General features: G+C 42.7%; 13 protein-coding genes and 4 pseudogenes. 5 read left to right on the forward strand and 12 right to left on the reverse strand.

What is annotated here, in order from left to right; all coding sequences use genetic code 11:
* Window positions 1–262: 262 nt before the first annotated feature.
* From JCM21738_RS18420 to JCM21738_RS18435, 5 genes and pseudogenes are all read right to left on the reverse strand, one after another.
* Window positions 263–869 (reverse strand): annotated as a pseudogene (locus JCM21738_RS18420) (alpha/beta hydrolase).
* Between the two features lie 70 nt (window positions 870–939).
* A pseudogene (locus tag JCM21738_RS23540) lies at window positions 940–1086 on the reverse strand (VOC family protein); the annotation flags it as partial.
* Between the two features lie 278 nt (window positions 1087–1364).
* Window positions 1365–2063 (reverse strand): SurA N-terminal domain-containing protein, encoded by a 699-nt coding sequence (locus JCM21738_RS18425; RefSeq protein WP_023626107.1) that lies wholly within the window; start codon window positions 2061–2063, stop codon window positions 1365–1367.
* A 156-nt stretch (window positions 2064–2219) separates the two neighbouring features.
* A pseudogene (locus tag JCM21738_RS18430) lies at window positions 2220–3600 on the reverse strand (MATE family efflux transporter).
* Window positions 3601–3604: 4 nt separating this feature from the next.
* On the reverse strand, window positions 3605–3898 hold the full coding sequence (locus tag JCM21738_RS18435; RefSeq protein ID WP_023626109.1) for a metal-sensing transcriptional repressor: 294 nt from the start codon (window positions 3896–3898) through the stop codon (window positions 3605–3607).
* Window positions 3899–4083: 185 nt separating this feature from the next.
* Here JCM21738_RS18435 and JCM21738_RS18440 point away from each other — a divergent pair, with 185 nt between their 5' ends.
* Window positions 4084–4284 (forward strand): hypothetical protein, encoded by a 201-nt coding sequence (locus JCM21738_RS18440; protein ID WP_023626110.1) that lies wholly within the window; start codon window positions 4084–4086, stop codon window positions 4282–4284.
* Window positions 4285–4528: 244 nt separating this feature from the next.
* On the opposite strand, the gene JCM21738_RS27525 is transcribed toward JCM21738_RS18440, so the two are convergent.
* From JCM21738_RS27525 to JCM21738_RS18455, 4 genes are all read right to left on the reverse strand, one after another.
* The gene (locus JCM21738_RS27525) at window positions 4529–4861 is read right to left on the reverse strand and encodes a Uma2 family endonuclease (protein ID WP_369385780.1); all 333 of its coding nucleotides are present in this window, start codon (window positions 4859–4861) and stop codon (window positions 4529–4531) included.
* A gap of 17 nt (window positions 4862–4878) precedes the next feature.
* Entirely contained in the window at window positions 4879–5091 is a 213-nt protein-coding gene (locus JCM21738_RS27530) for a Uma2 family endonuclease (protein ID WP_369385781.1), read from the reverse strand.
* 91 nt (window positions 5092–5182) lie between these two features.
* On the reverse strand, window positions 5183–5464 hold the full coding sequence (locus tag JCM21738_RS18450; protein WP_023626112.1) for a GNAT family N-acetyltransferase: 282 nt from the start codon (window positions 5462–5464) through the stop codon (window positions 5183–5185).
* A gap of 53 nt (window positions 5465–5517) precedes the next feature.
* A complete protein-coding gene (locus JCM21738_RS18455; protein WP_023626113.1) occupies window positions 5518–5982 on the reverse strand; it encodes a Rossmann-fold NAD(P)-binding domain-containing protein in 465 nt (154 codons plus the stop codon).
* Window positions 5983–6337: 355 nt separating this feature from the next.
* Between JCM21738_RS18455 and JCM21738_RS18460 the strand changes: the two genes are divergently transcribed.
* The 3 genes and pseudogenes from JCM21738_RS18460 (at window position 6338) to JCM21738_RS18470 (ending at window position 9258) form a co-directional block, all read left to right on the forward strand.
* Complete coding sequence (locus tag JCM21738_RS18460; protein ID WP_023626114.1) at window positions 6338–7060, forward strand: TspO/MBR family protein; 723 nt, start codon at window positions 6338–6340, stop codon at window positions 7058–7060.
* Between the two features lie 313 nt (window positions 7061–7373).
* Window positions 7374–8507 (forward strand): YibE/F family protein, encoded by a 1134-nt coding sequence (locus JCM21738_RS18465; protein ID WP_051391363.1) that lies wholly within the window; start codon window positions 7374–7376, stop codon window positions 8505–8507.
* Window positions 8504–9258: pseudogene (locus JCM21738_RS18470) on the forward strand (YibE/F family protein). Before JCM21738_RS18465 ends, JCM21738_RS18470 begins: the two are co-directional and overlap by 4 nt.
* Before the next feature lie 69 nt (window positions 9259–9327).
* Here JCM21738_RS18470 and JCM21738_RS18475 read toward each other — a convergent pair.
* The 3 genes from JCM21738_RS18475 to JCM21738_RS18485 form a co-directional block, all read right to left on the reverse strand.
* On the reverse strand, window positions 9328–9546 hold the full coding sequence (locus JCM21738_RS18475; protein ID WP_243463078.1) for a DUF2642 domain-containing protein: 219 nt from the start codon (window positions 9544–9546) through the stop codon (window positions 9328–9330).
* Window positions 9547–9815: 269 nt separating this feature from the next.
* Window positions 9816–11804, reverse strand: a complete 1989-nt coding sequence (locus JCM21738_RS18480; protein ID WP_081742168.1) for a DUF4179 domain-containing protein — start codon at window positions 11802–11804, stop codon at window positions 9816–9818.
* Between the two features lie 188 nt (window positions 11805–11992).
* Window positions 11993–12196, reverse strand: a complete 204-nt coding sequence (locus JCM21738_RS18485) for a hypothetical protein (protein ID WP_023626119.1) — start codon at window positions 12194–12196, stop codon at window positions 11993–11995.
* Window positions 12197–12378: 182 nt separating this feature from the next.
* On the opposite strand from JCM21738_RS18485, the gene JCM21738_RS18490 reads away from it, so the two are divergent.
* Window positions 12379–13602 carry an NAD(P)/FAD-dependent oxidoreductase gene (locus JCM21738_RS18490; protein ID WP_023626120.1) on the forward strand — a complete coding sequence of 408 codons (1224 nt, stop codon included), beginning with the start codon at window positions 12379–12381 and terminating at the stop codon, window positions 13600–13602.
* Window positions 13603–13614: the final 12 nt, after the last annotated feature.

Consider the following 13614-nt stretch of genomic DNA (forward strand, 5'->3'; position numbering starts at 1 on the left):
TTCTCATAAGGTACATTTACTGCCTAATCGTACCCTTATGTCGCCTTTCTCCTTCTCATAAGGGTACATTTAATAACTAATCTCACCTTTTCATCACTTTCCCACAACAAAAGAAGGCTGGTTCGTTAGTGATTCTTTCCAGCAGCACACTCCTGCTGTTCCTTCGACCGTTTACAACCTGTTCATTAACTTAAACTAGTTTGGCTTGTTTCCTTTAAACAAAATGGCGGTTATTATGTCCCAATAACCACCCATACTTCTACTATTTAAAACTCTTATGATACCAGTTAGCCGCTGCTTCTACTTCCTCACGGGTCAACTGATGTCCTCTTTTCTCCCAATGAAGCTCTACATCCGCACTGGCTTTTTCCAGTAGGGATTTTAGTTCTTCTGATTCCTGTGGTGAGCAGATTGGATCGTTTGTTCCTGCCGCAATGAATACAGATGTGCCTGTCAAGTCTGGCAGGTCAATGCCTCTTCTCGGAACCATTGGATGATGGAGAATTGCGCCTTTCAATGCATTTTGATAATGGAAAAGCAGGCTTGCTGCGATATTTGCTCCATTTGAATAGCCGACGGCAATCACATTGTCGCGGTCAATGCTGTACTTTTCTGCTATTTCATCAAGGAAATCATTCAATTCCTTTGTTCGGAAATTAAGGTCCTGTTCGTCAAAACACCTTCTGCCAGTCTTTGGAAAAATCTTGGCATTCCGTTTCCAATACATTCCCGCGGACGCTTAATACAGATGCTTCATCATCGATCATCCCTGCAAGCGGCAGCAGGTCTAATTCATTGCCTCCTGTGCCGTGAAGCAATAACAATGTTGGTTTTGTCGGGACTTTCCCCTTGTTGAATATATGTTTCATTTTTTATCTCTCTCCAGAACACGTGCCTCCACCTTTGGCAGCTTGTCTTCCAATTCTTCTCTTTTAGACTCCAATAAAAATGGTACACTTCCGGGCGGGCATAGTTGATTGTTTTCTTCACAAGTCTTAACCCTAGAAAGCCTGCATAAAAATCAATATTCCTTTGCTCATCGTTTACCATCGCGGTTATATGGTGGATACCTGAAGTCATCTGCATTCATCCTTCACCCTTTCTTATAGGGAACATTTCAGTCCAACTCTCTAACTTCAATCGGGATTAGTCCTCTCTCAATCTGGCCTCTATATTTATGAAGATTCAGGGACGGGCTAGTGAATCTGCCCTATGTTTATTTTGGGAAGATAAATTATGTAAAATACCCTGATTTAGTTCGGCTAAGGACTTTAGAGAATATAGTAAAGAGGATAGACAAATGTCCATCCCCTTACATTACGCTTTATTCAAGATCCTTAGTTTATGCAACATAGGAAAGCTTCCTACGCCTTATGGATTTCGATTTTATCTTCATTCTCTTTACGTAGATCTTCTACCAGCTTGCTGATTTTTTCATTTTCTTTTCCTGACAGCACCTGCTGCTCGAGCTGTGGTTTAATCTTCTCTAATTCTTCAGGCTCTTGTTTTTGGGCTTGTGCCATCTGTTTATATTGATCATACATGGCCTGGATTTCTTCGTCGGTTGCTTCTACTTCGCCAATCTTGCTATCCAAGTATTTGTTGACCGTCATTTGCTTTTTCAACTGGCTTTTAAGCTCTTTTTCAGTCATTTCGTTCTTTTTTAGCGCTTCTTCGAACTGTTTTTCATCTTCAAAGTTGGTTTTGATTTTTTCCAGCTCTGCATCGACTTCTTTATCTTCAATCGAGACGCCGTCCTTTTCAGCTGTCTGGAGGAGCAGCTCTGCATTGATCATTTGGTCCAGAACCGACTTTTCCAGTTCTTCCTTTTGCTTGCTGTCCATTTGATCTGCCGGCATGCCCTGTTGTTCGTAAGTTGCTTTCATGACGTCCAGCTCTTTCTCATAATCCTTTTTTGAAATGCCCTTTCCATCTACTGTAGCAACCATATCTTCTTTATTTTCTTTCTCAGCATTCCCTTTTGAGCTATCATTGCTGCATGCGCCAAGCACAAGGACAGCCACGCTCAATAAGAGAATTCCTGTTAAAATGCGCTTCATCATAGAAAAAATCCCCTTTCACTTAACTTGTCCGTCATATTATCACATTCTTCGGATTAAAAGGGAAGTTTTTAAGGAATTGTTATCAGATTGAAATATATTAAGCGGGAAATACGGCTGCGGTCCTTGCGTCTTGTTCCCGAGGAATCTTCCTGTAATTTACATAACACCACGGTTTTCAGAAGTGGCATCCGTCCCCATGTCCCGCCTGCTTTTAAATTTATAAAATAAGAAAATGGCTCTAACATATAAATCGATTGCTATTGAAATCCAGATTCCTGCAATGCCTAATCCGAAATGAATTCCAAGGATGAATACACCCAGAACCCGAATAACCCACATGCCTATAGCTGTGCTATACATAGGGCTTTTCGTATCTCCTGCACCTTGTAATGCTCCTGCTAAAACCAATCCTATTGCCAGAGCAGGCTGTGCAAAGGCATCAATTCTTAATGCTGTTACAACCATATCAACAGCATCTTTATCTGTTGTGAACCATGTCGCAAACCACGGGGATAGAAAGTACAACAATACCCCTATAAAAGACATGAATATGACCGCAACCCACGCAGTCAGCAGTCCATATTGGTAAGCCTCTTTAGAGCGTTTGGCTCCAACACTCTGGCCAACAAGTGTTGTTGCTGCTACTGCCAGTCCGTACCCTGGCATATAAGAAAACGTTTCGATATTCCCCGCAATGGAATGTGCCGCAAAGGTATCTGAACCGATTTTAACAATGAGACCAAAATAAAGAACCTGGCCAAGCCGCATGATTAATCGCTCGATTGCTGCTGGAGTGGATAATTTTAGAATGGAGTTCGCATCCTTGATCGAACTTGACCCCAGCAAGTTAAAAGCTACGCTCGATTTTCGAATATAATAGTATAAAGCCAGGGTCCCTATCATTCGTACAATGACTGTAGCCCATGCAGCTCCTGCGATCCCAAGGCCTTCAAAACCCAGGATGCCAAAAATAAGGACATAATCCAGGCCAATATGGATGATGTTGATCCACCAGCTAACTTTCATTGGTGTCTTCGTATCACCTGCTGCCCGGAGGATGCTGCCAAATGTAAACATAAGAGCGATAAAAATGGATGGAACGGCAACGATTTGAAAATAAGTGACAGCGTCTGCTAATACTTCAGATTCTGCACCCATTAATCGAAGCAAGGGTTCACTGAAAAAGAGTGTAATCAATCCAAAAAGCAGTCCAATAATAACCGAAATAAATGTAGATTGACGGGCAATTGATTTCGCTTTGTCCATATCCCCCGCCCCGATACTCCTGGCAATTAGGGATGACGTACCGACCGACAGCCATAAAGATCGCTATATAAACAGCCATGATCGCATTGGCAACACCAACAGCCGTTACTTCATTCAATCCTATTTTAGCTACAAACAGTGTATCGACAAAACCGACTACTGTTTGGAGTATATTCTCAATCATAGCCGGAACAGCTAAGGCAAGAATTACCGCAAGCTTCTGCTTCGTTGTTTTATTCGGCTGGATGATTATTTCCGCCACTGCAAACATCTCCCTATCGAATAAAGTTATCCAGCGCCTTCTTTATATCCTGCAGCACTTGCTCTTCATTTCCATTGTGCACTGCACCTACAAGACAATTTTCCATATGATCGGTCAGGATGAGTTTCGCTGTGTTATCAAGAGCTTTTCTGATGGCAGCAATTTGGAGCAAAAGATCCGGACATTCCCGCTCATCGATGGCCATTTGTTTTACGCTCCTGACATGCCCTTCAATTCTTGCCAATCGGTTAATGACACTTTTCCGGTGTTTATGATTATGCTGGTGATCGTTTTCATGATTGCACATATTCATCCTCCTCCTGAAGATAATATTAACCCCCGGGGGGATATGTCATGGAAAAAATAACTAACTTAATTCGAATTATGATCACCATATTAGAATAGAAGGTTTCTATAAACCTAGCGTTTTAAATGCTCATTGGGAGATAAATGATATACTTAAAGTAATATTTTTATAAGGAGAATACTATCATGGTCATCCAGCCAAATATGTCCACAAAATCAATTATTGAAGTTTGGGAAAACACCAAAGATGTTTTTAAAAAGCACAACATAACAATTTCAGAAGTCCCTTTGGAAAAAATAGTTGATGGGAATATTCTCGATTCACTAATTATGGAATTAAATAATATTGTAGGAAGTTCTTCGGCAACCTGTGTAGAAGGCGGCTGACAACTTCCATCCACAAGGGAGTAGGTTACTCCTTTTATTTTTCCGGCGGGGATACAGGGGCGGTTCTTGCGGCCCATTCGCGAGTCGAATTATCGCAGGTAGTTTTTGTTTGTTTTTTATTCCCAGCTGTCAGCGAATAAGGCTAGGCATATTAAAGAGGATAGAAACATGTCCATCCTCCTTTTTCTAACCAATATTTCAATTAACTCACTTTAAATTTTACTGCCTTCTTTGGTTTCAAAAGTTATGAGAAGACCTTCTCTATATCAACGATGAACTTGTTGATGATGGTTGATTTTATAGAGCCTTTATCTTTGGCTACGTCATGCAGTTTGAATTTATTATTTTCATCTAACACATATACTTGAATTGTATTGAGCAGCGGATTCACGATCCAGTATTCTTTCACCCCGTACTGCATATAGAGATTTAGTTTAACAACAAGGTCATGTGATTGGTTTGAAGGACTAATAATCTCAATGATTAAGGAAGGAACTCCTACATATTTATTCTCATGAAATCCGCTTTTGTCGCAAATAACAGAAAGGTCAGGGATGACAATCTTGGTTCCATCCATTTGCTCACTCTTTAGCTCTACATCAAATGGCGCATGAAATACTTCACAATCCGAGCATCAAGAAGCTGAAATAACTGAGCGTGTAGACGTCCTGAGATTCTTTGATGCTTCGTTGAAGGTGATGGAGTCATAAAAATCACACCGTCAATATACTCCATTAGCTGGTCAGAATCCTTTCTTATTCTATAAAATTCATCTAATGAAATACACTTTTCTTCTGGTAAGCTCATGACCTCACCCTTTCCACTTTTTTTATAATTATATTATATACGCTCAAAATTCTCCAAGCGTCACAAGGGGGGGAAATATGCCCTCAACGGTTCAACGTGACGAATGGTTATGACTAACATACACACTCACTTCTCCAACACCTGCGTACACAATCCTGCTTGACACAGGACTTAACGCAGCCCAACCAACAACATCTCTATCTAAACGCGCAACAATCCGACATTCTGGATTATGACCGAGATCCCATTCCTCCCAGGAAGGTGCCTCTTTTTGGAAAGTTGCCTGTCCTGTAGCAATTCCCTCAAGGTAGATTGCTCTTACTTCTTCCCAATCACCTGAACGCATTTTTTCTATTTTAAGAGAATCTTCCATCATCTCCCCCTGTATGTTTAAATACCACAAAAAAGGCGCTAATCCTTCCTGGATCACGCCGGTTTACTGAATATCGAAAGCGTAGGGACGTACCCTTTATTCCCTATACCCTGCTTACAGAATTGTTCGTCAGGCTCACACAGATCCCAGACCTGCTCAATATTTTCTTTATTGACTGCGTATTTAGGATAAACATTCGGGTCCCTAAGTTGCTTGATATCCTGTGCCAGTCCTGTGGAATAATGCGATGGCTCCATCACCTTTCTTTTATCGTTGATGAGTTTCCCTGTCACATTCTTGAATTCTTCGGAAGTGCATATGTTGAAATAGGTTTCGGCCATCGTTTCACGAGGTGCGCTGAAAACATTCTGGATCCTAGCCGCAAATCTCCAGCCTGATTGAAATTTATTGATGGTTTCTTTCGATAGTTTAATAGCCGAAATTTGCACAGCATTGACGCTGATCCGATGCTTTTTCAATTCTTCGGCCATTTTAAATGTCATCAGCAACAAGGCCATTTTGGTATCTCCGTACATTTTATAGGCGTTAAATTGCCTTTCGTCTTTGAACTCTCTTAATCAAACGTTTGATTAAAAAGGTCTTAGACTGTACCACTCCTGACTTCTAACAAAAAAAACGCCCAGAGCCAAAAGCCCTGGATCGTTATCCCCCATGACTTATTTTTCGGGCTCAACCAGAACAAATCAAATAAAAAAGCTTTTACTTGTAAGCTTCTTGTTTCTCGCAAAAAACAGTATCCCCAACCAAGCACATCGAAATGTTTATCTCCTGCCCACGAGGCTAAATGTAGTTATGCACTTTTGCGAAGTGGAATAATATGAATAAACTACTAAAATGAAGGCTGTGATAAGAATGGGACGGTTTTTCCTGAATCTGACTGCCACGGTGCTCGTCGTGCTGGTCAATGCGCTTGCGAATATCCTTCCGATCAACGGGCAGACGACGGGGGAAATCTCAAATAGACTGGATGTGCTGTTTACTCCGGCTGGATATGTTTTTGGAATATGGGGATTGATTTATTTCTTATTGTTTATTTGGACAATCAGGCAGTTCCCCGCTTCAAGAAGGAATTTGCCTATTTACGAAAAAGCTACTCCGCTTTATGTACTGAGCTCTGTCCTTAATATCGTCTGGATCCTTTTATGGCATTACGAGTTTTTCCTGCTGACGGTATTGGTGATGATCGGTTTGCTGTTGACCCTCATCAAGCTTTATCAGCTCATCAAAAATGAAGACCATTCATTGTGGGATCTTCTTCCCTTTTCTGTCTACCTTGGCTGGATCAGCGTCGCCACCATTGCCAATATCAGCTATTACTTGAAGGATATAGGCTGGAATGGTTTCGGTCTTTCAGATGTCACCTGGACACTGATCATGCTCGTGGTCGCCACACTCCTGGCCATTTATTTTCACTTTAAAAATGAAGACCGTATCTATCCGCTCGTATTCGTCTGGGCTTTTATCGGAATCGGTGTGAAAAATGCCGCCTCCCACCCGACAGTCAGCACGGCTGCCTATGTCCTGTCCGCAATCATTTTGGTCATGATATTTTTCAGGCTGTTTAAGAAGCACTGATTTCGGACTGCTCTTATGTCCAGTTGGGGAATCCGAATGCAATACTTTTAGCGATGGTGTCTTCAGTTGCATTGAGATTGCAGAGGATTCCTTTTTTTCTACTAATCAAGTTGAGACTAGAAATGCTCATAAAAACCGGCAGCCCTTGTTCTGTTTGACTTACCAAAATCATTACTGATAAGATATCTTTGACTGATCACATGTGATCATAATGCCATGACCATTGGCCACATAGAAACAAAAAAACGTTATCTTCCCAATGCACATCTTCAGTCAACGAAGGTGTTTTTTATTTTTCCAACCGTGGAGGCCTATCTTGAATCCATTCAGCAAACCCATTAAAAAGAAGCAAATACTTTTCCTATCTCTTTTTGTCCTATTCATTGTTGCGACCATTGTTTTTGTCCATAATAATCATTTCCTGTATGACCGCACGATTGTGAAGGTGTTGGAGACAGAGGTCGTTGAAAAGACAGAAGTAATCAATCAGCTGGGCAATACCGACCATCTATTCACTCAGCAGATAACTGCGAAAATAAAAAATGGCGAAGAGAAGGGCAAGCTCATTTATCTGGTGAATGAATTCTCTACTTCGAAAGCGTACGACCATGAATTCGAGACCGGGGACGAGCTATTCGTCGATATTGATTCGACCAGGGAGTATACAGGAGAATTAGAGGGAACCATTAAAGACGTGAAACGCGATAAATACCTTATGTATGTGGCATGGGTGTTTGTTCTTGTGTTATTGGTTGTCGGCAGGAAACAGGGTCTGTTCTCGATCATCAGCCTGGTGATCAATGCCCTGCTAATTTCGTACGCGTTGGATGTTTATCTGAGCAACCCTCATTGGAGCTTGCTGCTGATCTGCAGTATCGCTGCCGTTCTTTTCACCGTGATTTCCTTATTACTCGTTAATGGCTTTAATGAAAAAACCTATGCTGCGGTCATCGCAACGCTTCTCGCAACTTTCGCCTCCTTGTTCATCGTCTGGCTGGTCCTATGGGGAACCTTGGAAAAAGGGCTGCGCTACGAAGAACTGCAATTTATAACCCGGCCGTATCAGGTGGTGTTTCTAGCGGGATTGTTCCTTGGATCCCTTGGAGCTATCATGGATGTCGCGATTACGATGTCTTCCTCTATGTTCCATATGTTCGAAAAGAACAATAACATACCCGTTAAGGCGCTGATCAAATCGGGTATGGAAATCGGCAAAGACATCATGGGAACGATGACGAATATTCTGTTCTTCGTCTATGTCAGCGGTTCGATCCCCATCCTGATTCTTTATTTTAAAAATGGCTCTCCATTGGGCTTTGCTCTTTCCATGAACCTTTCTCTGGAAATGGCCCGGGCTTTGGCAGGCGGGATTGGAATCGTTTTGACCATCCCAATCGGCCTTTATGTAACGACCTTTTTCATCAATAGAAAGAGGGCTGGATTATGAATGCTCTAGTTGTGTTGGCTGCCATTTTATTCATCTTGATGGCCCTGATTGGAAGAGGCAAAGGCATCCGTTCTTTTTTAGCGATCTTCTTCAATTTCGGCGTGATCTTCATTGCATCATTTTCATGAACGACCCAAATGCAAATCCGATTATTATCACTTTAGTCGCTTGTATTTTCATCAGCGTTATCAACCTGTTCTACATTAACGAAGTGAACAGCACAACAAAAACTGCTTTCATTTCAACCGTGATTTCAACGATTGTTCTGCTTTTGTTTATTTTTATCATTGCGGATCGTGCAAGAATTCAGGGCTTTGGCGAAGAGGAAATCCAGGAGCTTGGCATGTTCTCCCTTCATATCGGAGTCGATTTCGTTAAAATTGCCGTATCGGTCATCATCATGAGCACGATTGGCGCGATCACGGATGCTGCGATTGCGATTTCCTCCCCGATGCGCGAGATCCATTATCATAACCCGGATATCAGCAGACAGGATTTGTTCAAATCCGGACTGAGCATCGGAAGAGATATCTTAGGTACCAGCACCAATACCTTATTCTTCGCCTTCTTCGGAAGTTATCTCGCCCTGCTGATCTGGTTCAAAGACTTGTCCTATTCGGCAGGAGAAATCATCAATTCGAAAATCTTCAGCGCAGAGATGATCACCATCCTCTGCGCTGGAATTGGCGTAACACTGGTGATCCCGATTACATCCTGGATCACCGCCTATTTTTCAGTTGCCAGAAAGTGAAGCAAAGGGTGCTCCCTTTGCTTCCTTTTTACAAATACACTTTAATTCTCCGGCATGATCCAGACGATTTCACGTATCCTGACAAAAAAAAGTGGAGTCATGCTCCTTTATCACCACATGATCAGGTTTGGCATCCATAACAATTCCACTAACTGAACCTCGCGTCGTATCCAGGACCACTCTTTTTCCGATAAGATTATGAAGAGCTGCATATACATACGGCTCAACCACCACCACGTTCATTGGTCCGCTTTGTGTTCCCTGTGAATACATTCCATTGCGCATCATATTATTTCTTCCCCCTCCAGGCAGGCCACCATTTTTTCATATTTATTCTATGAGCAGCTGGCTCGGCTTGTTCCCTGCGGCCAACAGCTCGGGAGGCACTGGGATTTCGCGGGAGATGAAACCGGGTCATCATGAGGTGGTTTTTGATTATCCTGAAATGATGGATTACGATATAATTCCATTAAGAACCCTGTTATGAGAGGAAGTTGGATAATGCCAATCCGTTATGAGCTTGTTCCCGATGATCCCTCACTAATAAACAAAACGTTCTATTCCTTATCCTGAGCCACCAAAACCGCCCCCAACTCCCAAACCTCATCCAGATATTTCAAGCTGTTATATCCCGTAATCTGGAGTTTCATTGAGTTCTCTTCGACGCCTTCAACTCTCATGGATTGTTCTGTAACAAAATGGCGTGGCTGCTCCAATTTTTCAAAGTCGATTGGCCCTTTATGAGGATCATATTCTACACCGTTTTTATCTACGAGCACGGCTTTGGAATCCATATGGGTGGTGTGAGGCTGCTGATCATTTTCGTCCACAAAATTAATATGAAGTGATTCGTATTCCCGATTTTCCAGGTCATCACTACGTATAATTATCTCGGTTGACTGACCGGCATCGACCTTATCAATCCAAAGGGTACTGCCTGCATACTCGATCGTCTGCGGGAATGGCTCATTTCCGCTAAGTTCGATATTTCTATGATCAACAATTGATAGGTAGATCGAGTCTAATTGGGCTTTGAAATCTTTGACTTTCTCACCATAAAGCGGGCCAAAATAGGCTTGGAACCCAGTCCAGCTGCCCTGCTGTTGATCCATAAAGTGGCTGCCATATCGTTCCGCCTGTACTTTTTTATTATTCACTTCCAGCGATTTGAAGTTGAGGAAATCGATTCGCTTCTCCAGCTTTTCTGTATTGATGCCAAATTGTAAAAAAGTTGCGGTTGGAGCAACAATCAATTTCTCCAATCGAACGGCTACACCCTCGATTTCTCTTTGTTCATTGATTTCGTATTCCCTTGTAGGCTGTTTGGTTACCGGAAACTCGAAGCTCCAGTAACCGCTCTTATAGTCGCCAGTCCTAAAGCCCAATGATATCGCAGCATCGTTAGCCAATTCCTGAATCTGCGTGATCCTCAGTTTAATTTCACCTTGCTCTTCTTCAAGTGGTCTTAGCGCAAGCTTTCCATAAAAAACGTTTTTATCACTCTTGTTCATTTCCGCCTCGACATCAGGAAATGAATAGCGTGGATAGGTGTCTCGTTTCAAAATGTCATATTCGTTCTCAACAGTCACCCCATCTTCAAAAGTCATGAAATATTGCTTGTCTTCCTTCGTATCATGAATTTCATAGAAAACGAGCGTCTGGATGTCATCCGCCACCACACCTTTGATCTTCACCTTCACTCCGTTACTTTCCGCTTCCAGATTCAGCCTCTGGCCAAAGCCCTCCTGGAGGAAGGCGCGCAGATGCACGTCATCCTCCGTCCATGCATAATAGACCTTTGGAAACGCACCGGTAATGAAGCCGATTGCCATGATGAAGGCCAAAGCACTCGCAAAACCAAGGGCCCATTTTTTGCGCATCTTAAACTTACGCTTTCTATGTTCCTTTTGATCTCCTAGTCTCATTTTGACGTTTTCCATTAATTGAAGGGGCACATTCAGGTCATTCTCGCTCTCATTATGATTCAGCCTAGTCATTGCAACTTCCTGGAAGCTCGCCAAATCCTCCTGACATTCCCTGCAGTTATAAAGATGAATCTCAAACTCAATCTTCGCCGGACGTTCCATCGTTTTTTCCAGGTAATCAATATAATGCTTCTGGAATTTTTCACAGCCATGATAGTCGGCTCCATCTATCTGTTTTCTGACCGACTGAATTCCAGAGAACAACAAGTCCTTTATTTTTTTTTCAGCCGGAACATCGAGGACTTGCGCAGTCTCCTCAAGTGTAAAACCTGTTACATATGTAAGAACCAGCGCTTCTTTTTCCAGTTGATTTATTCCAGCAAACACTTTTCGACGCGGCTCTATTTCCTCTGAATCTTGCAAACTTGAAATCCCGCGGATGTTTTGAATAAAAATCGAAGTGACCCACATTTTGAACGACAGATTCCCTTTATACCGGGGAAACTCCTTATGCACCTTTAGAATCGACCTGTAAAAAAGCTCCTCCATCTGCTGCTGATTTTGAACAAAATGCCAGCCAAAACTATAGAAATATTCCTTATGCCCATCAAACCAATCCACACAGACTGTATGCCCTTCTCTTGTATCGCTGCAATCGAAATTTGCTCCATTTTTTCCAGGATCATCTATGACTTCCCCCCTTGGGATAGAGGGCCGTTCGCCCGCTTCCCAAATTTACCTGCGACACCAGAACCGTCCGCACCCCATAACTATTAGAATAATCAGTCATTTTTAACGAGACTGTTCCCTCAAGAGCAACAGGCCACTGCTTTCTTCAAATCCTTCTCGCGGACCCAGATCTCGCCTTCTCTGATTTCATATTTTATCCCCGCTTCATCCAGACGCTGGGTTTGGTTATCCGTACTGTCTGTCCAGTGGGTAAACGATTCATTCTGATTACAAGCTGTTAGTGTGATCAATATGAAAAAGCTTATGGCTGGTTTTTTCTTCAAGACAACCACCTCTAACTTCAACGATACCACAAAATGGCAGATTGAGACATAGGAACTATAATGCTATTCCCTAAAATTCAGCGGAGAAAAAACAAGTAAACCAGAATTGGCGAGTATCTTGAATGAATGTCATAGCTTATCGTGGAAATACTATTGATATCTCTATGAGCAGGGGGAATCACATGAATATAATGTCTGGTACATATTATTGGCCCGCAACTTTCCCTACTCCCCCCTCCTATCCACAGCTGGAAGAGAATTTGGAATGCGATGTCCTGATCGTTGGAGGAGGCAGTTCAGCTGCGCAATGTGCATACTATCTTGCGGATTCTGGATTGAAAGTGGCAGTCATTGAAAAAGGAAAGATTGGCAGCGGCAGCACAAGTTCAAATACAGCACTCATACAGTATTCAGGGGAAAAAATGTTCACAAACCTGGTTAACTCTTTTGGAAAGGAGTATATTTCAAGGCATTTAGCGCTGCTTCAGGTAGCTATCAATGAAATAGAATCAGCATCCGCAGCGACTGAAATCGATTGTGAATTTTGCCGAAGAGACTCCCTTTATTCCGCAAGCTGCAGTGAAGATGTTGAATCGCTGAGGAAAGAATATGAATTTTTAAAAGAGCAAGGCCTGAAGGTTGACTTTCTCAGCAAAGAAGAAATCGAGGAGAAATATCCGTTCAGCCGCGAGGCCGCTATCTACTCCTATGGTGATGGCGAGCTGAACCCTTTCAAGTTCACCCATGCGTTGATAGACTACGCCGCTAAAAAAGGCGTACAGATCTTCGAGAACACCGAGATGAATGGACACCATGTTGATCCGCAAACAGGGCGGGCGATTCTTTCCACCAAAAGCGGCCAATCCATCTCGGCAGGCAAAGTCATTTTTGCATGCGGCTATGAGGGAATCGACTTAAAAAAAGAAAAGCAGGTTTCCTTCGTGAGTACATATACCGTCACGACAAAGCCTGTTGCTGACCTGACGTTCTGGCACAACCAGACGCTTATATGGGAAACGGCAAGGCCATATCTATATATGCGGACGACAGCTGATAACCGGATTATCATTGGCGGCCTTGATGACAACACTACCTATCCTGAGGACCGGGACAGCAAGATGATCCATAAGCGGGATAAACTGATTGAAGAATTCAACAAGATGTTCCCGTCCATCCAAGTGGAACCTGAATATTATTTAGCTGCTTTTTACGGCGGGACGACGGACGGCCTCCCAATCATCGGGAAGTATGAAGAATATCCGAACAGCTACTTCCTCATGGGATTCGGCGACAACGGCACCGTCTACAGCCAAATGCTCGCGAAAATCATTGCTCAAGACATCATAACCGGAAACAGCCCCGACCTGAAGCTGTATTTAAACGACAGGCCGCTTGTAGCGAAATAAGAAAAGCGCAAG

This window comes from Mesobacillus boroniphilus JCM 21738, from assembly GCF_000517385.1.
In the GTDB taxonomy this organism is placed as follows: domain Bacteria; phylum Bacillota; class Bacilli; order Bacillales; family Cytobacillaceae; genus Mesobacillus; species Mesobacillus boroniphilus.

Excerpts from the sequence above, each read along its gene's own strand:
- JCM21738_RS18490 (WP_023626120.1), top strand. The coding sequence starts at position 12,379 with ATGAATATAATGTCTGGTACATATTATTGGCCCGCAACTTTCCCTACT.
- JCM21738_RS18455 (WP_023626113.1), bottom strand. The coding sequence starts at position 5,982 with ATGGCCTTGTTGCTGATGACATTTAAAATGGCCGAAGAATTGAAAAAG.
- JCM21738_RS18475 (WP_243463078.1), bottom strand. The coding sequence starts at position 9,546 with ATGATGCGCAATGGAATGTATTCACAGGGAACACAAAGCGGACCAATG.
- JCM21738_RS18425 (WP_023626107.1), bottom strand. The coding sequence starts at position 2,063 with ATGATGAAGCGCATTTTAACAGGAATTCTCTTATTGAGCGTGGCTGTC.
- JCM21738_RS18460 (WP_023626114.1), top strand. The coding sequence starts at position 6,338 with ATGGGACGGTTTTTCCTGAATCTGACTGCCACGGTGCTCGTCGTGCTG.
- JCM21738_RS27530 (WP_369385781.1), bottom strand. The coding sequence starts at position 5,091 with ATGAGCTTACCAGAAGAAAAGTGTATTTCATTAGATGAATTTTATAGA.
- JCM21738_RS27525 (WP_369385780.1), bottom strand. The coding sequence starts at position 4,861 with ATGGATGGAACCAAGATTGTCATCCCTGACCTTTCTGTTATTTGCGAC.
- JCM21738_RS18440 (WP_023626110.1), top strand. The coding sequence starts at position 4,084 with ATGGTCATCCAGCCAAATATGTCCACAAAATCAATTATTGAAGTTTGG.
- JCM21738_RS18435 (WP_023626109.1), bottom strand. The coding sequence starts at position 3,898 with ATGTGCAATCATGAAAACGATCACCAGCATAATCATAAACACCGGAAA.
- JCM21738_RS18450 (WP_023626112.1), bottom strand. The coding sequence starts at position 5,464 with ATGGAAGATTCTCTTAAAATAGAAAAAATGCGTTCAGGTGATTGGGAA.